27 protein-coding genes and 2 pseudogenes are annotated in these 22,020 nt (G+C 60.1%); 20 read left to right on the top strand and 9 right to left on the bottom strand.

Features of this window, described 5'->3' with window-relative positions:
* The 4 genes and pseudogenes from NPS29_RS17460 to NPS29_RS17445 all read left to right on the top strand — a co-directional run.
* A pseudogene (locus NPS29_RS17460) lies at positions 1 to 629 on the top strand (hypothetical protein); the annotation flags it as partial.
* Positions 630 to 631: 2 nt separating this feature from the next.
* Positions 632 to 970 (top strand): hypothetical protein, encoded by a 339-nt coding sequence (locus NPS29_RS17455; protein ID WP_274133984.1) that lies wholly within the window; start codon positions 632 to 634, stop codon positions 968 to 970.
* Complete coding sequence (locus NPS29_RS17450) at positions 967 to 1,335, top strand: phage tail protein (RefSeq protein ID WP_274133983.1); 369 nt, start codon at positions 967 to 969, stop codon at positions 1,333 to 1,335. Before NPS29_RS17455 ends, NPS29_RS17450 begins: the two co-directional genes overlap by 4 nt.
* A gap of 361 nt (positions 1,336 to 1,696) precedes the next feature.
* Positions 1,697 to 2,134, top strand: a complete 438-nt coding sequence (locus NPS29_RS17445; RefSeq protein WP_274133991.1) for a cell wall hydrolase — start codon at positions 1,697 to 1,699, stop codon at positions 2,132 to 2,134.
* Between the two features lie 427 nt (positions 2,135 to 2,561).
* On the opposite strand, the pseudogene NPS29_RS17440 reads toward NPS29_RS17445, so the two are convergent.
* Positions 2,562 to 2,756, bottom strand: a pseudogene (locus tag NPS29_RS17440) (helix-turn-helix domain-containing protein); the annotation flags it as partial.
* A 189-nt stretch (positions 2,757 to 2,945) separates the two neighbouring features.
* Here NPS29_RS17440 and NPS29_RS17435 point away from each other — a divergent pair.
* From NPS29_RS17435 to NPS29_RS17425, 3 genes are all read left to right on the top strand, one after another.
* Positions 2,946 to 3,359, top strand: a complete 414-nt coding sequence (locus NPS29_RS17435) for a structural protein P5 (RefSeq protein WP_337993898.1) — start codon at positions 2,946 to 2,948, stop codon at positions 3,357 to 3,359.
* Positions 3,360 to 4,268: 909 nt separating this feature from the next.
* Positions 4,269 to 4,805, top strand: a complete 537-nt coding sequence (locus tag NPS29_RS17430; protein ID WP_274133982.1) for a lysis protein — start codon at positions 4,269 to 4,271, stop codon at positions 4,803 to 4,805.
* Between the two features lie 100 nt (positions 4,806 to 4,905).
* Positions 4,906 to 5,547 (top strand): hypothetical protein, encoded by a 642-nt coding sequence (locus NPS29_RS17425; RefSeq protein ID WP_274133981.1) that lies wholly within the window; start codon positions 4,906 to 4,908, stop codon positions 5,545 to 5,547.
* 11 nt (positions 5,548 to 5,558) lie between these two features.
* On the opposite strand, the gene NPS29_RS17420 is transcribed toward NPS29_RS17425, so the two are convergent.
* Positions 5,559 to 6,254: an SOS response-associated peptidase gene (locus tag NPS29_RS17420; RefSeq protein ID WP_274133980.1), complete on the bottom strand. Its 696-nt coding sequence runs from the start codon at positions 6,252 to 6,254 to the stop codon at positions 5,559 to 5,561.
* A gap of 94 nt (positions 6,255 to 6,348) precedes the next feature.
* Here NPS29_RS17420 and NPS29_RS17415 point away from each other — a divergent pair, with 94 nt between their 5' ends.
* The 7 genes from NPS29_RS17415 to NPS29_RS17385 all read left to right on the top strand — a co-directional run bounded on the left by NPS29_RS17415 (position 6,349) and on the right by NPS29_RS17385 (position 9,221).
* Positions 6,349 to 6,642 (top strand): hypothetical protein, encoded by a 294-nt coding sequence (locus tag NPS29_RS17415; protein ID WP_274133979.1) that lies wholly within the window; start codon positions 6,349 to 6,351, stop codon positions 6,640 to 6,642.
* A gap of 4 nt (positions 6,643 to 6,646) precedes the next feature.
* Entirely contained in the window at positions 6,647 to 6,985 is a 339-nt protein-coding gene (locus NPS29_RS17410) for a LexA family protein (RefSeq protein ID WP_274133978.1), read from the top strand.
* 2 nt (positions 6,986 to 6,987) lie between these two features.
* Positions 6,988 to 7,239 carry a hypothetical protein gene (locus NPS29_RS17405; RefSeq protein ID WP_274133977.1) on the top strand — a complete coding sequence of 84 codons (252 nt, stop codon included), beginning with the start codon at positions 6,988 to 6,990 and terminating at the stop codon, positions 7,237 to 7,239.
* Between the two features lie 382 nt (positions 7,240 to 7,621).
* The gene (locus NPS29_RS17400) at positions 7,622 to 7,834 is read left to right on the top strand and encodes a hypothetical protein (protein ID WP_274133976.1); all 213 of its coding nucleotides are present in this window, start codon (positions 7,622 to 7,624) and stop codon (positions 7,832 to 7,834) included.
* A 91-nt stretch (positions 7,835 to 7,925) separates the two neighbouring features.
* Positions 7,926 to 8,345, top strand: a complete 420-nt coding sequence (locus NPS29_RS17395; protein ID WP_274133975.1) for an RDD family protein — start codon at positions 7,926 to 7,928, stop codon at positions 8,343 to 8,345.
* A 120-nt stretch (positions 8,346 to 8,465) separates the two neighbouring features.
* On the top strand, positions 8,466 to 8,813 hold the full coding sequence (locus tag NPS29_RS17390; protein WP_274133974.1) for a glycine zipper domain-containing protein: 348 nt from the start codon (positions 8,466 to 8,468) through the stop codon (positions 8,811 to 8,813).
* A 204-nt stretch (positions 8,814 to 9,017) separates the two neighbouring features.
* Positions 9,018 to 9,221 carry a DUF2934 domain-containing protein gene (locus NPS29_RS17385; protein WP_274133973.1) on the top strand — a complete coding sequence of 68 codons (204 nt, stop codon included), beginning with the start codon at positions 9,018 to 9,020 and terminating at the stop codon, positions 9,219 to 9,221.
* Here the strand turns inward: NPS29_RS17385 and NPS29_RS17380 are convergent.
* The 3 genes from NPS29_RS17380 to mltA all read right to left on the bottom strand — a co-directional run bounded on the left by NPS29_RS17380 (position 9,218) and on the right by mltA (position 11,704).
* Positions 9,218 to 9,724 carry a MarR family winged helix-turn-helix transcriptional regulator gene (locus tag NPS29_RS17380; protein ID WP_274133972.1) on the bottom strand — a complete coding sequence of 169 codons (507 nt, stop codon included), beginning with the start codon at positions 9,722 to 9,724 and terminating at the stop codon, positions 9,218 to 9,220. The genes NPS29_RS17385 and NPS29_RS17380 overlap by 4 nt on opposite strands.
* A gap of 198 nt (positions 9,725 to 9,922) precedes the next feature.
* Complete coding sequence (locus NPS29_RS17375; RefSeq protein WP_274133990.1) at positions 9,923 to 10,525, bottom strand: GNAT family N-acetyltransferase; 603 nt, start codon at positions 10,523 to 10,525, stop codon at positions 9,923 to 9,925.
* Positions 10,526 to 10,546: 21 nt separating this feature from the next.
* Entirely contained in the window at positions 10,547 to 11,704 is a 1,158-nt protein-coding gene (gene mltA, locus NPS29_RS17370) for a murein transglycosylase A (protein WP_274133989.1), read from the bottom strand.
* A 276-nt stretch (positions 11,705 to 11,980) separates the two neighbouring features.
* Between mltA and NPS29_RS17365 the strand changes: the two genes are divergently transcribed.
* The gene (locus tag NPS29_RS17365) at positions 11,981 to 12,676 is read left to right on the top strand and encodes a hypothetical protein (protein WP_400607786.1); all 696 of its coding nucleotides are present in this window, start codon (positions 11,981 to 11,983) and stop codon (positions 12,674 to 12,676) included.
* 173 nt (positions 12,677 to 12,849) lie between these two features.
* Here the strand turns inward: NPS29_RS17365 and NPS29_RS17360 are convergent, their stop codons facing one another.
* From NPS29_RS17360 to ppnN, 3 genes are all read right to left on the bottom strand, one after another.
* Positions 12,850 to 13,296 carry a CBS domain-containing protein gene (locus tag NPS29_RS17360; RefSeq protein WP_274133970.1) on the bottom strand — a complete coding sequence of 149 codons (447 nt, stop codon included), beginning with the start codon at positions 13,294 to 13,296 and terminating at the stop codon, positions 12,850 to 12,852.
* A 161-nt stretch (positions 13,297 to 13,457) separates the two neighbouring features.
* Positions 13,458 to 14,039: a GNAT family N-acetyltransferase gene (locus tag NPS29_RS17355; protein WP_274133969.1), complete on the bottom strand. Its 582-nt coding sequence runs from the start codon at positions 14,037 to 14,039 to the stop codon at positions 13,458 to 13,460.
* A 139-nt stretch (positions 14,040 to 14,178) separates the two neighbouring features.
* Positions 14,179 to 15,552 (bottom strand): nucleotide 5'-monophosphate nucleosidase PpnN, encoded by a 1,374-nt coding sequence (ppnN, locus tag NPS29_RS17350; protein ID WP_274133968.1) that lies wholly within the window; start codon positions 15,550 to 15,552, stop codon positions 14,179 to 14,181.
* Between the two features lie 235 nt (positions 15,553 to 15,787).
* Here ppnN and NPS29_RS17345 point away from each other — a divergent pair, with 235 nt between their 5' ends.
* The 5 genes from NPS29_RS17345 (at position 15,788) to NPS29_RS17325 (ending at position 21,424) form a co-directional block, all read left to right on the top strand.
* The gene (locus NPS29_RS17345; protein WP_274133967.1) at positions 15,788 to 16,330 is read left to right on the top strand and encodes a sterol desaturase family protein; all 543 of its coding nucleotides are present in this window, start codon (positions 15,788 to 15,790) and stop codon (positions 16,328 to 16,330) included.
* Positions 16,331 to 16,404: 74 nt separating this feature from the next.
* Positions 16,405 to 17,127, top strand: coding sequence for a dienelactone hydrolase family protein (locus NPS29_RS17340; RefSeq protein ID WP_274133966.1), 723 nt, complete (start codon positions 16,405 to 16,407; stop codon positions 17,125 to 17,127).
* A gap of 253 nt (positions 17,128 to 17,380) precedes the next feature.
* Entirely contained in the window at positions 17,381 to 17,917 is a 537-nt protein-coding gene (locus tag NPS29_RS17335) for a sigma-70 family RNA polymerase sigma factor (protein ID WP_274133965.1), read from the top strand.
* Positions 17,914 to 18,867 carry a FecR domain-containing protein gene (locus NPS29_RS17330; RefSeq protein WP_274133964.1) on the top strand — a complete coding sequence of 318 codons (954 nt, stop codon included), beginning with the start codon at positions 17,914 to 17,916 and terminating at the stop codon, positions 18,865 to 18,867. The genes NPS29_RS17335 and NPS29_RS17330 overlap by 4 nt, the downstream gene beginning before the upstream one ends.
* A 106-nt stretch (positions 18,868 to 18,973) precedes the next feature.
* On the top strand, positions 18,974 to 21,424 hold the full coding sequence (locus tag NPS29_RS17325; protein ID WP_274133963.1) for a TonB-dependent siderophore receptor: 2,451 nt from the start codon (positions 18,974 to 18,976) through the stop codon (positions 21,422 to 21,424).
* Here NPS29_RS17325 and NPS29_RS17320 read toward each other — a convergent pair whose 3' ends face one another.
* The gene (locus NPS29_RS17320) at positions 21,425 to 21,838 is read right to left on the bottom strand and encodes a PaaI family thioesterase (RefSeq protein ID WP_274133962.1); all 414 of its coding nucleotides are present in this window, start codon (positions 21,836 to 21,838) and stop codon (positions 21,425 to 21,427) included.
* Between the last annotated feature and the right edge of the window lie 182 nt (positions 21,839 to 22,020).

Genomic DNA, 22,020 nt, shown 5'->3' with positions numbered 1-22,020 from the left:
CGCTCACCGGGCTGGTGACGACCAGCACTGCCGATGTGGTCGCGGCCGACAACGTTCTGGCTGCCATCGGCAAGCTGCAGGCCAAGGCCGCTGCTGCTGTGACGGCACTCGCTGCAAAGGCCGCCAGTGGCACCAACAGCGATATCAAATCCCTGACCGGCCTGACCACCGCGCTGTCCGTCGGCCAGGGCGGTACCGGCGTCACCACCACGGCCGCGCTGCTGTCTGCACTGCTGGCGGCGGGCGCCTTCGGCAAGAGCAACATCCTCGGAAGCGTCGGGCAGAGTGGTGGGGTGCCGACCGGTGCCATAATGGAGCGCGGGAGCAACGCTGCTGGTGAGTATTTACGCCTCGCCGACGGCACGCAGATCTGCTACTGCAAACCGAGCGGTATCGTCAGCGCAACGGCAGGCCTCAACGTGCTGGGCCCATACTCAACTCCGGCGGCGCATGCGTCATCTGACTTCATCGTCTTGGGTAACGCGGTGCCGCAAGGTACGAACGATCAGTATGGCATTGTCTTGGGCTATCCAGCTTCTCCTGGGTCTTTCAACGTTGTCCTGCGTAACGGTGCAGTGGCTCAACAGTTCGCAAACTTCCGCATTCTCACTGTAGGAAGGTGGTCCTAATCATGATTATCAAACTGCACCCGCAGCGCCGCGATGAGCTGCTAGAAGTTCACAAGAGCGGCGATACGCTGGTCATCAACGGTGAGCCGTTGGACTTCAGCCCTTTACCGAATGGCGCCACGCTCCCGGCCAGCGCTGTCGATAGCCCATGGTTCACCGGGGACGTTGATCGCGTGAACGGCGAGTTGGTCATCAACCTGCTGCTGCCATTGCCAGTCAACTACAGCCAGGCGCAGGCGTTTCCGCAGGACCTGGTGGGCGTCCCGGATGGCCTGGTGCTGCTGCCTCAGCCGTTGCCAGCGCCCGAACTTATCGAAGAGCCTCAGGAGTTGGCCGAATGAGCAAAATCGACTGGTCGAAAATGATCACCAAAGAGATGAAGGAGGCCGCGGCGCTCGCGCTGGTGCTTGCCGAATCCAAAAGCCTGCTGGCGCAGCGAAACACCGTGGCAGCAGAGCAGATCGCCCGCATTCAGGATCGTGTGGACACGCTGGGGTACGGCGTTGATGCCGGCGTGGCCACCGAAGAGGATGAGGCCGAGCTGGCGGCGCTGACGATCAGCCTCAAATCCTGGAAAACCTACAAGTTCGCCCTGGGCAAGGTGGCCACGCAGCCGACCTGGCCGGCGGCGCCGTTGTGGCCCCCAGCCCCTGCAATCCCCGACATCGCTGCAGACCCCGCCGCGCTGGGACTCGACACCATCTGATAGCGATGCCGCTAACGCAATGCTCATTACTCGGCGGAGTAGAACTGCTCGATCCATTCCCGACTCCCCGGGAGGCGCTTCGCGACTCCAAGATCGTGAGACTGTCGCGCCCAGCGGACAGCTTCATAAGGCAGGTCAAAAAGCATGATGATTCCATCATGATCAATGACCTCAAATACCTTACCGACCCCCTGTTGCGAGAAATGGGATGGCACCTCATCACCGGCTAGAACGCGAAAAGTCAGTGCCATAGCTTTAGCCCTAATGTCTGGAACGATCATCACCGTTCAAATTCGTTCAATCGATTGAGCATACAACCTAGCCCGCCAAATGCGGGTATTTTTTTGCCTGGAGAAAAGTGATGCCTGTAACTGAGAAAGATCGCGATGTGCTGGCGCGTACCCTGTGGGGCGAGGCTCGCGGGGAAGGGGCGGCGGGGATGGTGGCCGTGGCTTGGTCGATCCGCAACCGGGTGGACATGGACCTGCACAATGACGGCAAGGCTGATTGGTGGGGCGAGGGCTACGTCGATGTCTGTACGAAGCCTTGGCAGTTCAGCTGCTGGAACAAAGGGGACCCGAACCAGCCGTACCTGACCGGCGCGAAGGCCATCCCGTTTCGTGAGTTGGCGCAGTGCCGTGCGGCCGGTGACCTCGTGATCGATGGGAAAGTGCCGGACCCGACCAGTGGGGCAACCCACTACTACGCCACCACCATGTCTAAGGCGCCGGCTTGGGCCGCGAAGGCGACTAAGACCCTGACCTTGGGGCATCACGTCTTCTTCAAGGATGTGCCCTGAATTCAGGATCCGCCACTCAGAAGTAAACTCTCGGAAGTTGGCCATTACGAGGTGTTCGACCCTTAAGCATAAGGGTCAGTAGTCAGATTTTTGTTGGTCAAATCTTCCCAAAGCAGGCCGCTCTAAAACCTCATTCGTTGAGCTGTGACAAAGTAGCTCGGGATATGGCTCCGGCAACGAACTTATCAAAATCGGCATGATAGGCGCTAAGTAACCTCTCCAGATCCGTTTGATGCTCAACGGGTCCAAGTTTCGCTAAAATGTCGACGACGTCCGAGATGGCTTGGGCGGTGAGGTGAAGATTTTGGCGGAGCTGCGCGAGCAGCGAGGTGACTATCACACCAAACTCTGGGTTGCCGTTGTCTGGCAACTTCAGACCGGGGGCTCCAGCCGCCGAACCAAATTGGTAACCGTGTACTGCGCCCACGGTCCCGTTAAGCACGTATTGAATATCCACGCCAGCCGCCGATATCTTCTGAAGATAATCTGATTTTGGCAGTCGTGCGCCGCTTTCATATTTACCTTGAGCGTTAGGTTCGACGCCCCCGATCTTTCCAAAAGACCGTTGGGACAGACCTAGCCGTTTCCGTTCTAGTTTCAAACGCAGACCAAGATTTTCCATAACCCTACTCCTGCTGAATTCGCCTGGGCAGCAGCTGCTACCAGGCGCAATGGGGGGCCGGTGTACGAGCTTCCCTCTTGAGGGTGAAACAGCTTCGTACGTGGAGCTCTACCAACATACACCTGATGCACCGAGTGACCCAATAATTCAACTGCTCGCCCCGTGTGGGCCTGTACGCTGGAAAAAGTGATGCCGTCAGTCACCCGAGGTGTTCGCAACAATAACCCCGGCAACATCGATTACAACCCGCGCAACCAGAGGCAGGGCCAGCTCGCGCCAGATCCAGCGCTCGAGAAGCGGTTCGCCCGGTTCGACTCCGCAAAAAACAGCATCCGTGCTCTGTCGAAGCTGGGAGTGGCATATCGCTGGAAGGATACGATGCCAGGCATCGGCGGGGAGGGAATAGACACGGTGGGCGAGGTGATCAACCGCTGGGCCCCAGGCGTCGAGAACGACACCGAGTTGTATATCAAGGCCGTGGCCGCCGGCCTGGGCGTCGCGCCGAATCAGCCGATCGATCTGCGCAACTTCCGCACACTGATTGCCATCACGATGGAATCATCCAGCACGGAAACGGCAGCGTGCCTTACGCGGCTTCGGTAATGGCCGAGGCCGTACAGAGAGCATTGATGTAAGCAACTAGATTTGCTTCAGAGATCCCCGTCTCTATCGTGAAGCACCGAAAGCTGGGTAGCGAAGCTCTCATCAAAAATCTGATGCAGCCCTGCGGCGGCACTTGGCCGAAGCGCCCTCAGCAATTCTGTTCCCCTGATCACGCCATGCGCATATGTTACTTCGGCTAAAGCTGCCTGCTCATTCTCAGCTTCCTTGAGTCTCATGAGGAGACGCTGGCACTCATTCCATATCACCGGGGAGATGGTTTTCTCGTCGTAAATCAAAAGTAAGCACTCTAAGTTGACGCCAGAATTGTGCCATTCAACGCCCTAAAGTACAAAGTCAGCTGTCGGCCTCTCCCTCAAGTTCCTTGCCCACGTTCGCTGCGAGTCGTAAAGCAGCGGAAAGGCTGAACCAGCTCGGCGCCGCTTGGTCAGGCGGAGAAGCCGCCTAGCTGGGGGCGCCTTATCAATAATGCGATATGAAGGGTAAGAAATATTGATGGCACCGGCTTGATTGCGGTTACCTATCAAATTCCCCCCGGGATTGCTCGACTGCTGGCCCCAGTAAATCGTAATAGCGATAGTGAAAGTCTGCGTCCTGCGTCCTTCCATCAAGCTTTGCCCGCAATGCCTGTGTGAGGTGCCATTCGCGTGCCCGGCGAAGACTTTCGAGCTGGCGCCTTGAACGTGTAGTGACAGGCATATGCACTCCTTGCCCGAAGTTGTTCTCTATTGTTGATCCATTCTAGTGAGTCAGAACACATGCGAAAATATTCGTATAGATATAGTCCGTTCGGATTGAAAACGATTGCCGAACCCCCAAGCCGAAGTACGGAGGTGAACGCCATGCACGTGAGGGGTTGGTGGGCACGGCGTGTCAACGAATGGGGGCATCATGACTGATCTGCGAATAAAGCTCGCTGCGTATGGCCTCGCCGTGCTGGGGCTGCTCGCCGCCGGGTTCGCCGTTGCTTGGTTCTGGCAGGCCAACGCCTACGGCAAGGTCATTGCCACCAATGAGTCCAGCCGCCAGGCCGATCTGACGCTGATCGCCAATGCTGGTGCAGACCAAGCCAGAAAGGCGCTTGCCAGGCAGCAGGACGCCGAGCAGCGCCTTGCCCAGTTGGATAAATCCGCCACAGAAGAGAAGGTGAAAGCCAATGCTGAAAACGAAACTCTGCGCCGCACTGTTGCTGACGGCACTCGCCGGCTGCGCATCGCGGGAAGTTGGAGTGCCGGTGGCGGGAACGTGCCCGGTACCGCCAGCGCCGCCAGCGTGGGTGATGCAGGCGCCGTCGAACTCTCTGCAGCAACTGGACGCGCTGTTCTTGATCTCAGAGCCAGCATCATCGCCGACCAAGCAGCCCTGAAGGCGGCGCAGGCCTACATTAGAACTGTATGTCATAGCGAAACGCCGCTAATCGGCCCTTAGATTCCCTCGCCGGTAAGGTTGGGTAATGAGGCGGCTGGGCAGATTTCAGTTCTACCTTTACTATCATCTAACCTTATTTAGTCCGCTGGCGGAGCTCGGTATGGATGACAGAAACGACGCTGATCAAAATTACTTGAAGGGCTTTCTGATTTTAGGAAAACCCGAAGGGGAATTGATCAAAGATATGTTGCACGCTGTATGTGATACGCGCGAAAATCTTGATAAATTCGCTTTGTGGCTGATGATAGGGTGTGCTGGTATCGTATCTTTTTTGATTGCCAATGCTGACCGCGTCATGCCATTACTGTCACCAAAGGGGTTTTTAGTGTGTGGCGTAGCGCTATGTTTTTCGTGCCTTTTTGGGTTGGTAGCAAGGATCATGTCCTTGAGGGGAGAAATAGGGGCGAAGGTGCAAACCTCTGTGTTCGATTCAATCCGCCGACAAGAGGAGCGGTTGGCTGCAATGCAGGCGAATGATGGAGATGCCGTGCCTGCGGTATCGATTGACTTCGCACTCGTCAACGAGATGTATTTGAAACAATTTCCAAAGATAGTGCAGTGGTGGGTGTTGAAAAAGGTTAAGAACGTGGAGCGAAACCCATTTGGCGTGCAAAAAATGCTTGTTGGTAGTTTCCTGAAACAAGGTGGCATGCTCGCCTTGCAGACTATATCTTTTTTGTTTTTCCTATTTGCAGGAATTCTGTACGCCCATTGTCAGCAGTGCGTTTGCTCGGCGCAGTAAACTTTAGAGGCTCATTTCTGTCTTTCGAGCAGGTATGGCCCCTGATTCCGCACATTCCCCACATCCTTGCTCACCTCGAACCAGGTGAACTCCTCGGTAGGACGGCAGCACTCCTTGGCAATCTCGGCAGCGCGCTCCGGGGTGGTTTCTGGATCAACCCATTCCCGAGCGTGCTCTGGACTCAGCACCACTGGCCGCCGATCATGGATGTCCACCATCCCCTGGTCTGAATCCGCAGTGGTGATGACAAAGCCATCCTGCGGGTCCGGCTCCAACCCCTGATGCACTTCCGCCAGCGCGGCGAAGAACATCGGTCCTGCCTCCTTCAGCCTGATGAAATATGGCTGCTTCTTCTTGGGATCGTCCGGATCCTTCACCCACTCGAACCAGCCATTGGCGGGCGCCAGCGCGCGCCCATTCGGCCACAGCTGTTTGAAGTACTTCCCCGTCATCACCGTCTCGACCCTGGCATTTATGGGCGCAGGCCGCTTGGCATCCTTCTTCGCCCAGAACGGCGACCATCCCCATTTCACCTTGTCCACGCTTAACCCGTCTTCAGTCGGGCGGATTATCTCCACTCGAGTCGACGGCGCGACGTTGTAGCGCTCGATAGGCCACAGGTCGTAGCCGTTGATGAGGATCTGCTTCGACGCCAGGTCTTTGAGGTAGTGGTCCATCGGCTCGTAGATCGAGTAGCGTCCGCACATGGTGTCACCTGTCGAAAATCGGCTTATACAGTGTTGACCACGATAGCTCAGCTTAGTTAACTGTATGCATATACAGTATCCAAGAGATCGAACCATGTATTTTCTCATCACACCCCGAAGACGCCTTGGCGTGGCGATCGACAAAAAGGAGCTTCCCAAGATTCCTCCGATCCGGGGAGATGTCCACATCATCGAAACCCATGATGACCTCCTTGGACGGACCACCACTACCGCCTGGGTATTCACCGCTGCCCCGGGGCCGGGAGTGCTTCCCCGTTTGCTGGACGTGACCATCACCGGCATGGCGACGAATGGGATGAACCTCACTGGCGTCGAGGTAATAGACGATGCGTTCTATGCGCAGTCATGGTGGTGCCGCTTTGAGTAACGGCATGCTTTTCGATCAGCAGAAAATCTCCCTCGATGAATTGTTCAACATCCGAGATCCGGGCACGTACCTCGTCAAGGTGGAGGGTGACAGCATGGAGGGCGCCGGCATCTTCTCCGGCGACCTCCTCATCGTGGACAAGGGCATGGAGCCGGCCGAGGGGATGATCATCATCGCGGTGGTCGACCAGGAGCCGACGGCTAAATACCTGACTTTCGAGTCTGGGATGCCCGTGCTCCGATCAGCGAGCCCGAAGTACCCACCGCGGTACATTCTGGAGAACAACGACTTCGAGGTGTGGGGCGTGGTCACCTACAGCATCCGCGACCACGATAGGAATTAAAGATGGACGTCAAAGAGAGGGAATTGAAGATCTGGCATGACCTGCTCGACCATGAGGCCAGGCGCGAGTGCGCGACCGACCACTGGGCGGGTGAGTTGCTGGGCCACGCCAAGGCGATGCGCAGGATGTCCGTCATCGATGATGAGGAATTGTGCGAGCTGCTCGAGCTGGCCGATGCGGCATTCAGCCATGTCAATGAAGAGCTTGAGACCAGGAAGTGGTTGGAGGAGCAGCGAGGCAAGGAGGAGGGGTGAAGGTCGGCAGGGCGCTGGAGACAGGGAGTTTTTCGCGAAAACCCTGTAGGGACTTTTGCGGGGAATCGTAAAACTGGGTACAGCACGGTTAGGCATCGATTGCAGTGGGCGCCTATCCAAAGTACCAGTATTATTGCCTTTCAGAGCACCATTCAAGCATGGGGTGCTAGGGGTCGAGTGTTCGAATCACTCCGTCCCGACCATATTATTCAATGACTTAGCCCAATCTTTTCAGGTTGGGCTTTTTCATGGGCGCGATAAAATTTTCCCACCGCCAGGCTTCCGGGCCGTATGTAGCCTACGCTTATCGCGTCTCCCATGAATGAGGGCGCTTTATGCCGTGCACCCGCCATCCAACACCCTTGGAAAACCGGACAAGACCATGAGCGAAAACAAAGAAAAATCCCTACGCATGGCACTCAAGGCAGTCCTGGTGGCGGCTCAGGAGCAGGGCATGGATCTGGACGCTCTTCGTGAAACCGCCATCGAGTCGATGCTCAATGACATCCTTTATGACTCCGACGACGTGGCACATGCGGTCATCGCCATCGAGGTGGCGGCCGATGCGGTGGCGTCTCCCTCGTCCATGGTCTGATCTGTAAGCTTCTCGCTTGCCTTGATTGGGGCTAAACATCGGCGCTGTGTGGCCGATAAAGTGTTTCCAATATTTACAGCGAGCAGTACTCATGGAAGACCAGAACACCACTCCTTACCAGAAACCCAACAATCTGGCAGGCGTAGGGCGCCGGTGGGGAGGGCAGATGATCGACACCCTGGTGACGTATCTGCTGTTTATCGTAGTGGCGAAAGTCGCGGAGTTCATTCACTTGCCGCCGACAGTGGTTGCGGTACTGGCACTGGGGTCTGCAGCGGGCTACTACCTGCTTTCCGACGCCTTGCCCAACGGGCAGAGCGTGGGCAAGAAGCTGCTGGGCATGTCGGTCATCGACGAGCGCAGCTATCTGAACTGCAATATCTACCAGTCGTTCGTGCGCAATATCACCACGCCCTTTCTGAGCATCCTGGACTGGATCTTCATCTTCTTCGGCTCGCGCAAGCGCCTCGGCGACATGCTGGCGTCGACGATCGTGATTCGTTCGCGCTAACGCAAGGCCGGAGGGAAGCAGTGTCATATCAGTTTGCTGCACCCTGTGATCCAGCTCATGGAACAAATCCGGTAAAGGTTTGGTCAACCAGTTTCCACAGCCTTAACCTGGTGTGATGCCATGACTCAGATGCTCAATGACGTTGCCCAAACGCTGAACGACGATCTTTATCAGAAGACCCGGTCGCAGCTGAATACTTTTCTGAATGAAACCAACGCATTGCTGGCCGCAGGCGATGCGTTGCATGAAGACAGGACGGCCCAGGCGCGTGCCCGGCTGGTTGAGTTCCTGGAGAGCCGCAGGGGGTACGGGGAATCACCTGAGCCGCCGTTTGTGCACCAGCCTCCAATCACCAGGGTATTGAATGACGCGCAACGGTTCGTCAGGGCAAATCCCTGGGCTGCGGTGGGAGCGGCGGCGGGCGTGGGCATGGTAGTCAGTCTGCTGCTCGCTCGCCGCTCACGCTGAAGGGGATTCAACGTGAGCCGCAGGGGTATTGTCACGATGCGCAGGCTTGCGGGTGGATTGTTCGTGCCCGCCCGGTCGTGGCTGCCGATTGTGCATCGCCATCGTCGGTGGCCCTACGCGGAACCTGCAGTCGTGACCAATAACGGGGGCGGTGCCGAACGGGTGCCGGGGATGCGTTTGCCGAGACTTGAAAGGGGGGGCGGGATGAATGTCGACGAAGACGCGGTCCGTCAACTCGCGCAATTGATCTGGGAAACCGAGGGCCAGCCTCAGGGGCAGGAAGCGCGGCATTGGGAGATGGCGACGAAGCTGGCCGAGTCCGCCGCGATGGCGCCGGTGCGCGCAGGCAAGGGGCAGAGGGTCGATACGCTGTTTCCCTCGCCCAAGGACAAGCCGGGCCCGCACTAAGGGGTGGGTACTGGGGCCTCGATGGTCTGCAATTGTTCGAGCAGCGTGCGGGCGAAGCCTTCCGAGGCGATGAAGTCCATCGCCTCGCGCAGCTTGATGGTTTCCTCGACGCCGAAGGTCTGATCGAAGATGTGCGAGACGCGCTCGGAGACTTTGCGCGCCTGTTCATATTTCTGTTGGCCGGCAGGGGTGAGCATCACCCGCCGACAGCGCCGGTCATTGCCGTCTACCTGCAAGTCCACCAGTCCGTCGCGCACCAGCGGCTTGAGCGTGTGGCCCAGGGCCGAGAGGTCCATGACCAGAGCCTGTGCCAGCTCGCGCATCTTGGGCTGGCCGTAGCGGGCGATCTGCGACAGTAGCGAGTATTGCGTGGCCTTGAGGCCGCACTCCACGAAGGCTTCGTCATAGATCTGTCCAAGGCGGCGCGACGCGCGACGTACCGAACCGTTGGCGCAGCTGCTGGGCAGCGGGGCGAAATCTGAACAGGGTGTCGCGCTTTTCAAAGCTGGTTACTCGCAAAGGCCTGGATAGGCGCGATTATGCCTGCACGTGGGGTGTCGACAAGGTTTTTTGGTCAGGTATGGGCCTTTGCCGTCTTGGACAAGGGCGCTCCTGCAAAAACTTGCGAACGCCGACAAACCGTAGCAGCCGGGCTTGCCCGCGGGTGATCTTGAGGACGCCCCCGCCGGCAAGCCGTGCTGCTACGGGATGGGCGTGAGGCGGGACGCCATCTTCGCGGCCAGCATGGTTTTCACTTCCGGCCATTCGTCATCAATGATGCTGAAACGCACCGAGTTGCGCTTGCGGCCGTCGGGCATGATGCGTTCGTGGCGCACGATGCCTTCCTGTCTGGCACCGATGCGCAGGATGGCGGCGCGGGATTTGTCGTTGAGTTCGTCGGTGGTGAACTGCACGCGCACGCATTGCATCGTTTCAAAGGCATATTCGAGCAGCAGGGCCTTCATCTCGGTGTTCAACCCCGAGCGCTGCACCGATTGGCCAAGCCAGGTGTGGCCGATTTCCAGCTTGCGATTCTTGCGGTCGATCTTCCAGAAGCGGGTGCTGCCCACGACCTGGCCGGTGTCCTTGCGCACGATGACGAACGGCATGACCGTGCCCGCCTCGCGTCCGGCCAGTGCCGTGGCGATGTAGCCATCCACCGTCTCGGGGCCTGGAATGACCGTGACCTTCATGTTCCACAGCTCTCCGTCGCTTGCCGCCTGTACCAGCTCAGCGGCGTGTGAAGCCTGCAACGGGCGCAACTCGACCGCCTGACCGCTCAAAATGACCTGTTCGCTTTCCATCACCTGACTACTCACGCGTGATTATCCCTTGGGTTTGGCGTCTGGCAGCGCGGCGCCCTTGGGCCACAGCATCCAGATCTGGCCTTGTTGCTTCATGTTGCCAGCCAGCTCGCCGGCCGCATCGCCCGTGCCCCAGAACATGTCGGCGCGCACTTCACCGGCGATGGCGCCGCCGGTGTCCTGAGCCGCGACCGGACGCACCAGCGGTGTGCCATCGGGGCGGGTCGAGGACAGCCACAGCAGGCTGCCCAGCGGAATCACCTTGCGGTCGATGGCCACGCTGTAGCCAGCCGTCAGTGGTACGTTCAGCGAGCCACGTGGCCCCTCGGTGCTGTCCGGGCGCAGGGTGAAGAACACGTAGCTGGGGTTGCTGCCCAGTAGTTCGTGAACGCGCTCAGGATGGGCGATGGCCCAGTCACGGATTCGGCCCATGGACACTTCGTCCTTGGTCAACTGGCCTTGTTCCACCAACCAGCGACCGACCGGTTTGTAGGGGTGGCCGTTCTGGTCGGCGTAGGCGATACGCAGTTGGCGACCGTTCTCCAGTTGCACCCGGCCCGATCCCTGAATCTGCAGGAATTGCAGGTCGATGGGGTTTTCCAGCCAGGCAAGGACCGGCGCATTGACTCCTTTTTCGCCAATGGTTGCGGCGTCGTCATACGGGCGCAGGATGCGTCCATCCAGACGGCCACGCAGGCGTTTGCCCTTGAGTTCGGGGTAGATGCTGTCCAGATTGACGATGATCAGATCATCCGGCACGCCGTAAATCGCCACCGGGTGCGCATCGTTGTGCTGCTCGCTGCCTTTGTAGATAGGCTCGTAGTAGCCGGTAATCAGGCCGTTGGCGCCATGCTCCGACGAGCGCAGGCTGTAGACCTGCAACTGGTTCTTGAGGAAATCGCGCACCGCCGCAGGGTTGGCTGGCACCTGTGCCGCCATGGCGCAGGTGCTGCCCCATACCGGATCTTTGGCCAGGCGCTTGCAGGCCGAAAACCAGCTGTTGTACCCGGCCATCAGGTCCTGATCGCTCACGGCAGGCAGTTTGTCCCACTCGATGCTCACGTAGGTGGTGGCTTCGGACGGTTTGGTCTTGGGTGCACCGCCGTCACAGGCGGCGAGCAGGGCGATCAGCGGGGCGAGGCAAAACAGAAAGCGGCGCCAGTGCAGGCTTGGGGTCATCACGCGGGGTGTTTCCTGAAAACAAGTGAAGGCGGCTAGCTTGGTGAAAGGCGAGGGCGACGTCAAATCGGCGAAGCATTTTCCCAGGCCTGTGGGTGGGCGGGCGCGGGCCGATGTAAGGCCAATTTACCCCGATATCGCACTTTTTCCCGGTTTGTCGCTCTATCCATGGCCGGGACGCCGCGAGCCGCGGGGCGTCCAGATTGTTGAAACCTGTGATTGATGGCCTCTGATTCTTCCCTTATTCGAGTGCGCCGACGCGGCCGCGCCTTGTTGATGCTGTGCCTTGCGGCGCTCTGCGCCGTGGGCTGCACGCGCCAGGACGGTCGCGACGTGGCCACCCAGTTCAGCGAAACCAAACCCCAGGAATTCTTCCAGACCAGCGTCGATCGCATGGCGACCCTGGCTATGCACGACAACCTGGAAAGTTTGTATCTTTTGATGAACAAGCTGTATCTGCGCAACCCGGCGGAGTGGCGCAAATCAGGCTTTGTCGATGCGCGCTCGGCCGAACGCAATGTGCGCAATGCCATCGAGCAGCGTACACCGCTGGCGCAGTTGGGTAATCGCCGGGATCTGGCAGCCTTGAGCTACGCCCTGAGTCCTGAGTTTCTCGGGGATCGGGTCGGCGCGTTCATCTACGCGATCGGCAGCATGCTGGTCACCGCCCATGGCGGGCGGACCGAGTTTTTCATGACCGATCAGATCAATCCCACCTTTGTCAGCAACGCAGCGCGCAACATCGAGAAGGCCACCTGGCTGTTGGGTCAGCGGCAGAATGCCAACGGCGAGCTGATGCTGTTTTCCAACGAAATTTCGGAGGAGGGCACCAACCTGAGTTTCGCCACCGAGTTCGGCAAGATCGTGGCGCGGCTGGATTTGCTGGCGCAGATGCTCGATGAGCGTTATCGCAGGATCGGGCTCAATTATGCGCAGAGCCTGTTGTTTCTGAATTTTTTGCCCGTGCAGTGAGGCTTGGGTATGGGTCGCTTCGACTATCGTCCCCGCCGGCAAGCCGTGCTGCTAAGGGGCGGCGGGTGGCCGCACATTCAGCATGCGGCTTAGGCCCGTAGCAGCCGGGCTTGCCCGCGCGGCGATTTCAAGGACGCCGACGCCGGCGAGCCGGACTGCTACACAGACAACTGCTAGTAAGAATCGCCCCGAATATATTCTTCCATCTTCTGAATCAACCTGGCCTGTTCGGCGATGGCTGCCTTGACCAGGTCGCCGATGGACAGCAGGCCCACCAGTCGCCCGTCTTCGACCACCGGCAAGTGCCGCAGGCGACCGTCGGTCATGATGTTCATGCACTGGTCGATCTTGTGCTGAGGACCCACGGTCTTCACCTCGTGGGTCATGATTTCACTGATAGGCGTGCCTACCGACGCACGTCCGGCCAGTTCCATCTTGCGGGCGTAGTCGCGCTCGCTGACGATCCCCACCACCTTGCCGCCCTGTACCACCGGTACGGCACCAATGTTCATTTCGGCCATCAATTTGATCGCGTCGATCACCATCTGGTCCGGTCTGACGGTATGAACTTCACCGTGGTGCTTGTCTTTCAACTTCAGTAGTTCGGCTACGGTCGTCATGCTGGCCTCTCCGGCGCTTATAGGTGAACACGGCCCCGGGAGTCGGGCCGTCTCTAAAGAATCGTTGAGAGAAGGCATTCCGGCAAGTTTGGATGCGGCACGTATTGTGCGAAAAACGTCAGTTGGCGCTGTTTGTCACACTTTACCCCGTGGCCGGCGTTTCAAGGGCGGGGACGACGAGGGCGAGACACCACCGATTCGATGTTCTTGCGCCCGATCAACAAGGGGCTTTTGGCCTTGCGCGATGGCGGCATGTCGGCCAGCCATTTGAACATCACCAGGCAATCCACCAGTCCGAGGCGGGCGTGGCGATAGGCGCGGGGCAGGCGCCCGACGGTTTCGAAACCCAGCTTGTGCCACAGCGCCACCGCGACTTCGTTGGTCGCGACCACCGAGTTGAATTGCATGGCGCTGAAACCGCTGTCCAGGGCCAGTTGCTGGGAGTGCTCGCACATCTGCCGGGCCACGCCGCGGCCACGAGCCTCTTGGGTGACCATGTAGCCGCAGTTGCTGACGTGGCTGCCGGGGCCGGCGGCATTGGCCTTGAGGTAATAGCTGCCCAGCAGCACGCCATCGTCTTCGGCGATCAGGGTGTGCACGGGGTATTCAAGCCACAGGTGCAGGGCTTGCTCGTAGGTCAGGTCGGGATCGTAGGCGTAGGTTTCCTGCGCCTTGATAACGGCCTGGAAGGTGGGCCAGAAGCGTTCGAAGTCTTCGGGCGTCATGGGGCGGATGTGGATCATTAAGCGTCCGGAGTCAGTCAGGTTGATGCGAGCCCTGTAGGAGTGAGCTTGCTCGCGATCGCGTCAGGTTGGATGTCATTGCATCGAATGACACACCCTGATCGCGAGCAAGCTCACTCCTACAGGTTGGGGGATGCCGTCAGGAAACCACTCGATAGCACGGTACGTACGCCGCGCCACCTGGCAACTTCATCCGGTGTTGCTCGACGAACGACTGCAGCAGGCGGTCCAGCGGCTGCATGACCTCGGCGTCGCCGTGGATCTCGTACGGACCGTGCTCCTCGATCAGGCGGATGCCCTTGTCCTTGACGTTGCCCGCCACGATGCCGGAGAACGCCCGGCGCAGGTTGGCCGCCAGTTCGTGGGGCGGCAGGCTGCGGCTCAGTTGCAGGCTGGCCATGTTGGCGTGGGTCGGATCGAATGGCCGCTGGAAGCTTTCCTCGATCTTCAGCAGCCAGTTGAAGTGGAACGCATCGGCACGTTCACGACGGAACTGGCGCACGGCGGCCAGGCCTTCGGTCATCTGCCGGGCGACTTCGGCCGGATCGTCGATGATGATCTGATAATGCTTGTGCGCTTCCTCGCCCAGGGTGGCGCTGACGAACGCATGCAACTGCTCCAGGTAGCTGGCGGCGCTGCGCGGGCCGGTCAGGATTACCGGGAACGGCAGGCCGGCGTTGTCCGGGTGCATCAGAATGCCCAGCAGGTAGAGGAATTCTTCAGCAGTACCGGCACCGCCCGGGAAGATGATGATGCCGTGGCCGACCCGCACGAAGGCTTCCAGGCGCTTCTCGATGTCCGGCAGGATCACCAGTTCGTTGACGATGGGGTTTGGCGCTTCGGCGGCGATGATGCCGGGTTCGGTCAGCCCCAGGTAGCGACCGCCATGGATGCGCTGCTTGGCGTGGGCAATGGTCGCGCCCTTCATCGGGCCTTTCATCACGCCCGGGCCGCAGCCGGTGCAGATGTCCAGTTTGCGCAGGCCCAGTTCGTGGCCGACCTTCTTGGTGTATTTGTACTCGTCGGTGTTGATCGAGTGGCCACCCCAGCACACGACCATCTTCGGCTCGACGCCGGCGCGCAGGGTGCGGGCGTTGCGCAGCAAGTGGAAAACGTAGTCGGTGATGCCCTGGGAATTGCTCAGGTCGATGCGCTGGCTGTCCAGCTCGCTCTCGGTGTAGACGATGTCGCGAAGGGCGCTGAAGAGCATTTCCCGGGTGCTGGCGATCATTTCGCCGTCGACGAAGGCGTCGGCGGGGGCGTTCAGCAGTTCCAGGCGCACGCCGCGGTCCTGCTGGTGAATACGGACTTCGAAGTCCTTGTAGGCTTCGAGAATGGTTTTTGCGTTATCGACATGGGCGCCGGTGTTGAGGATAGCCAGGGCGCACTGGCGGAAGAGGTTGTAGATGCTGCCAGAGCCTGCGGCGCTGAGCTGCTGGACTTCACGTTGCGACAGAGTCTCCAGGCTACCTTTGGGGCTGACTTGAGCGTTGATTACGTTTCTTGGAGCCATTCTGAATTCCTTGAAAGCGATGCCGGTCATCCGGTGTCGGTGGCAGGCATTGGAACAGTGAGCGAGTTCGCGCTCACCCTTGCAGCCATTTTTTACATTGCTCGGTCAGGAAAGCAAACGTTGTGAGTGAAAACCCCGTTCGGTCAGCGGATTTTTGATTTTCCGGCCCGCCCCGGTATGCTGCACCTCGACGTCCGGACGCCTGCGGCAACCTCGATACGATGTTTCCTACCTCATGATTTTCAATTTCTCGATATTCCTGGCCACCCTCATCGCCATGGAGGGTGTCGGCTTTCTTGCGCACAAGTACGTCATGCATGGCGTGGGCTGGTTCCTGCATCGCTCGCACCATGAAGAACAACTGGGCGCCTTCGAAACCAATGACATCTACCTGTTGGTACTGGGGCTGGTGGCGGTCGGGCTGATCGTGCTCGGCAACAGCGGCCATGACCCGTTGCAGTGGGTGGGCGCGGGCGTTGCGGCCTTCGGGTTGATCTACATTCTGGTGCATGACGGCATGGTCCATCGCCATTGGCCGATGCGGCCCAGACCGCGCAACCGTTACCTGCGCAGGCTGTATCAGGCGCACCTGATGCACCACGCGGTCAAGGGCCGGCGCAACAGTGTGTCGTTCGGTTTCCTGTACGCGCCACCGGTGGCGACCCTGCAAAAGCAGCTGCGGGAAATGAAACGCCCGCGCTCGTCCGAAGCCGCTCCCGGGGCACGAATCGACCTTGGCAACGCATCGCCTCTTTCCAGTCTCGATCAAGTCCCGTAGAACAGTGTGCTCGGGCTGGCTGACGGGTTTGTCGGCCAGCGTTCAGGGCATTTCATGTCAATCGGGAGAGCCTCGTGAATACAGCCACTGCATCTGCAGCATCCAGCAAGACCATCACCTATCAGCGTCCGGACGGCAAAAGCGTCAGCGGCTACCTGGCCAGCCCCGCGAAACCTGAAGGCGCACCCGCCATCGTGGTGATTCAGGAATGGTGGGGGCTCAACGACCAGATTCGCGGCGTGGCCGATCGCCTGGCGGCTTCGGGCTACCTGGCCCTGGTGCCGGACCTGTATCGCGGCGAGATGACCGTCGAGGAAGAAGAGGCCCATCACCTGATGAGCAAACTCGACTTCGCTGACGCTGCCACCCAGGACATTCGCGGTGCTGTGCAGTACCTCAAGGGCCACACCCAGAACGTCGGTGTCACCGGCTTCTGCATGGGCGGCGCCTTGACCTTGCTCGCGTTGAATTTCATTCCCGAACTGACGGCGGGCGTGGTGTTCTACGGTATGCCGCCGCTGGAATACCTCGATCCCAAGGCGATCAAGGTGCCCGTTCAGGCGCACTGGGCGACCCAGGACGAATTCTTCCCCGCGGAAAACGTCGACAAGCTCGAAGAGAAGCTCAGTGAGGGAGGGGTGGACATCGAATTTCATCGCTACCTGGCGCACCATGCCTTCGCCAACGAGACCGCCATCGGCACCGGACGCATCCCCGGCACCCAGTACGACCCGGTCTGGGCGCAACTGGCGTGGGACAGGGCGTTGACGTTCTTTGGGCGTACGCTCTGGGGCTAAGCACAATTTCCGAGCGCAGATAATCCTGCAGGAGCGTGGCTTGTCCCGCGATCTGCCGGGAACCGGCAGCAAATCCGCATTACTCGGAGTGTCAGACACACCGAGTTCGCTGACTTTACGACTGCTGCGCAGCCGATCGCGGGACAAGCCACGCTCCTACAGGAAAACGCGAAAGGGGCGCGCTCCTTTCGTTGCCGAATGTATCGGATTGAAATATATTGCGAACCATTATCATTTGGCCGCAGCATTCATCATGTCCGTCCCTCTCTCTTCTTCCAACGACCAGCAGGGCGTCGCTGCGCTTTATGGTGCGCATCATGGCTGGCTGGTGAACTGGCTGCGTGGCCGTCTGGGATGTTCCCATCAGGCGGCGGACATGGCTCAGGACACCTTCATGCGGGTGCTCGTGGCCGAGCGCAAGGCGCCGGTGGCCAGCGAGCTGATCGAGCCCCGGCATTTTCTGGTGACCATCGCCAAGCGAGTGATGATCGACAGCTTTCGGCGCACTTCGGTGGAGCAGGCCTATCTGCAGGTGCTGGCCGAACAGCCTGAACGTTTTGTGATATCCCCCGAAGAGCGGCTGATTCTGCTGGAAACCCTGCACGCGCTGGACGCCATGCTCAATGGCCTCGGCAGCCGGGTGAAGGAAGCGTTCCTGCTCTCGCAATTGCAAGGGCTTGGATACAAAGAGATCGCGGCGCAGATGGGCGTGTCGGTCAGCTCGATCACCAAGTACATCGCCCGCGCCACCGAGCATTGCCTGCTGTTCGCGCTGGAGCACGGCCAGTGAGTTCTCCCGAACACCAGGCACTGAGTCTGGCCGCCCACTGGTTCGCCCGGTTGGGCGCGGCGCCCGGCGATGCACTCTTGCAGCGCCAGTGGCAGGCCTGGCACGACGAAAACCCGCTGCATCAATGGGCCTGGCAGCGAGTCGGGCTGTTGCAGACGCAACTGGGCAATGCCAAGGGCGCGCTGGGTTTTCAGGTGCTGGAGCGGGCAGGGCGTGGCGTTGCGGTGTCCGGACGGCGCGGCTTGCTCAAAGGCCTGGTGCTGGGTGTCGGCGTAGGCGCGCTGGGTTGGGCGGGGTATCGTCAGGCGCCGGTGCTGCTGGCCGATCTGCGCACCGGCACCGGCGAGCGCCTGACCCACACCCTCGATGACGGCACCACGCTGGTGCTCAACACCGCCAGCGCCGTGGACATTGCCTACACCGCACAAACCCGCCTGATCGTGCTCCGCGCCGGGGAGATTTTCATCGCCACCGCCAAAGACCCGCGACCCTTTATCGTGCGCAGCGTGCAAGGTGCGATGCAGGCGCTGGGCACCCGTTTCAGCGTCAGGCAGCAGGATGGATTCACTCAATTGGGGGTGTTCGAGCACGCCGTCGCGGTTCGCCCGCAGGCCGGTGAGAACGTCGTCATCCCCAGCGGTCAGGCCGTCAGTTTCAATACCCAAGAGCCGTTCGACCCGCATCCGCTGGACCCCTCGGCCGACGCCTGGATCAACGGCCGGCTGGTCATCGATGGCTGGCGCCTGGATCGTCTGATCGGTGAATTGCAGCGCTATCGCAGCGGCTACCTGGGCTGCGCGCCCGAGGTCGCCCATTTACGCCTTTCCGGCTCCTATCCGCTGGATGACATCGACCTGGCCTTGTCAGCCATCGCCCGTTCCTTGCCGGTGAAGGTCGAGCGGCGCACCGATTGGTGGGTTCGTCTGACGGCGAAAAACATCCCCGCATAGAAAACTTTGATTTTGTTTCGCATTCGCATTGTCGATTTGCGCAAGCTCGCGCGACTCCTTGTGAGAAACCCTTACAACGCCCGCCAAACGGGCCTCAGGAGAGAGCATGCGTAACCCGAACAAACCGGCTGCAAACCTTCGTGCATTCAAGCCCAAAAACACACTGAAACTCGCGGTGCTCGGGGCTTCGCTTGCCTGGCTGGAACCGGTCTTGTTGGGCGGTGCCTACGCGCAGGCGGCCAGCGTGCAGAAAAGCTATGCCATCGCACCGGGCCCGCTGGGTGCGGTGCTGGGTCGTTTCGCCAACGAGGCCGGCATCGTGCTGTCATTCCAGGCAGGCCTGACCGATGGCAAGCAAAGTGCGGGGCTCAATGGCACCTACAGCGTCGAGCAGGGGTTCGCCACGCTGCTGGCAGGTTCGGACCTGATTGCAGCCCCCGGTGCCCAGGGTGTCTACGTGCTGTATCGCAGTGAGAAGTCCTCGGCCATGCAACTGGGCGCGACCAGCGTGGTGGGCACCGGCATCGATGAAACCACCGAATACAGCGGCACCTACACGCCGCGCCAGACCAGCACCGCGACCAAGATGGGCCTGTCTCTGCGCGAGACGCCGCAGTCGGTCACCGTGATCCCGCGTCAGGTCATGACCGACCACCACCTGGCCTCGCTGGACGATGTGGTCAAGTTCACCCCGGGCCTGTCCAGCAACCACCGCGACAGTGATCGCTACACCTTTTATTCACGCGGTTTCCAGATCCAGAACTTCGAGTACGACGGTATTCCTTCGCAGACGGTCAACGAATCCCAGCAGTTCACCAGCACCCTGGCTGACATGGCGATCTATGACCGAGTGGAAGTCGTGCGCGGCGCCACCGGCCTGCTCAGCGGCGCGGGTACGCCATCGGCCACGCTGAACCTGGTGCGCAAACGCCCCACCGATGATTTCCAGGGGTATGTGTATGGCGAGGCGGGGGCGTGGGACAAGTACCGCGCCGAGGCCGACGTGTCCGGCCCCTTGACCGAGAGCGGCAACATTCGCGGGCGACTGGTCAGCGCCTATGAAACCTCGCGATCCTTCGTCGACTGGTACAGCACTGAAAAACGCGTGATGTACGGCGCGGTGGACGTGGACCTGAGCGAAGACACCTTGCTGCGCTTGAGCCTGGACTATCAGAACAACGATTCGGACGGGGTCAGCTTCGGCCACATCCCGCTGTTCAACAGCAATGGAACAGCGACCCATTTCTCTCGCTCGTTCAACCCTGGCGCCAAGTGGAGTTATCTGGACAACAGCCACTACAACTTCAGCACCGTGCTGGAGCACAAACTGGCCAACGACTGGACCCTGAAAGCCGCCTACAGCCATCAATATGCCTACCGCCATGGGGTGGTCGGCTCGGCCAGCGCAGGCGCTCCGGATTTCGAGACCGGCACCGGGGTGTCGATGTTCGTCAACCGCCTGGACAGCTACCAGACCCAGGACAACGCCGACCTTTACGTTACCGGGCCGTTCCAGTTGGGCGGGCGCGAGCACGAGCTGGTGTTCGGCGCCAACGTCGCCTACACCCACCTCAACTTCCCGACCTACGAGCGTGCCACGCCTTCGGTCGACAATATCTACCAGTACGATGGCAATCCCGGCGGCAAGCTGCACCTTGGCAAAACCGAGGAAAACCTCAGCCGCCTGAGCCAGAACGGCGTCTACGGTGCCTTGCGCTTGAAGCCTACGGATTCGCTGTCGGTCATCCTCGGTACGCGGGTCAGTTCGTGGAACGAGCGTGACGACACCAGCGACGATCTGACCGGCGAAGTCACCGGCCGCGACCGCACCAAGAAGACCGGCGTGGTGACGCCCTATGCCGGGGTGATCTACGACCTCAACGAGACGTACTCGGTGTACGCCAGCTACACCAGCATCTTCCTGCCGCAGACCTTCTACAAGACAGCGGGGGGCACGTCGCTGGAGCCGCTTGAAGGTGACAACTACGAGATCGGCCTGAAGGGTGAGTTCCTCGATGGCGCGCTCAATGCCAGCGTCGCGCTGTTCGAAGTCAAACAGAAAAACACCCCGCAACTGGTGGACGACAGCGGCCCGCAGGAAATCTACCGGGCGATCAGCGGCACCACCACGCGCGGTATCGAGACGGAAATCTCGGGTGAAATCCTGCCGGGCTGGAACATCCTCGGCGGCTACACCTACCGCGAATCCCATGACAAGGACGACAACCGGGTCGAGACCAACCAGCCGATGAACCTGTTCAAGCTGGGGACGACCTACCGCTTGCCGGGTGAGCTGAACAAGCTGACGGTAGGCGGCAACATGACCTGGCAGAGCGATATCTACGCGGTCAACGAGGAGTTCAACACCAAGGCCCATCAGCGGCCCTATGGTGTGGTGGGGCTGCTGGCCAACTACAAGGTGGACGAGCACCTGAGCCTGGGGCTGAACGTCAACAACCTGTTCGACAAGAAGTATTACGACGGGTTGGGCACGTTCAACTCCGGCAGCTACGGCGAGCCGCGCAATGCGGTGGTCAATGCGCGCTGGAAGTTCTGATCACATCCGCTGTTGTGGTGGGATCGAGTAGGTACCCACCACATGCGCCACGGCGTCCGGCAGGCCTTCGGAGTAGAGCGAGACTTCGCCGATGGCCAGGGTCCTGCCGACCTTCATCAGTTGGCATTCGGCGATGATCCGCCGCCCGGCCTCGGGTTTGCGCAGGAAGTTGATTGTGAGGCTGGTGGTCACGGTCAAGGGCACAATGCCGATGACCCCGAGTACAGCGACATACAGCGCCACATCGGCCACCGCCATCAGCGTGGGCCCCGACACCGTGCCGCCTGGGCGTAGGTCCGAATGCTCGACCACCTGGGAAATGGTAGCCCGCTGATCCCCAACGGCCTCGACCACAATCCGCGTCTGCGGAAACTCCCGGGCGATGAACGCCGCGATTTCTTCTTTGCTCGCCATCGTAAGCTCCTGCCTGTACCGATGGGCAAGAGTTGATGAGGCTGGGGCAGATGTCAACGAACCGCAGATTTATGCCCACTCGAGGACGCTCCCGCGGGCAAGCCCGGCTGCTACGGGATGATTGGCGTACCCGAGATTTGTGCCTCACCCCTGACCCGTAGCAGTCCGGCTCGCCGGCGTCG

It is taken from the genome of Pseudomonas putida, assembly GCF_028682175.1.
Classification (GTDB): Bacteria; Pseudomonadota; Gammaproteobacteria; order Pseudomonadales; family Pseudomonadaceae; genus Aquipseudomonas; species Aquipseudomonas putida_AD.
The sequence above is the reverse complement of the archived record's forward strand: the minus strand, read 5'-3'. Positions and strand labels throughout refer to the sequence as shown.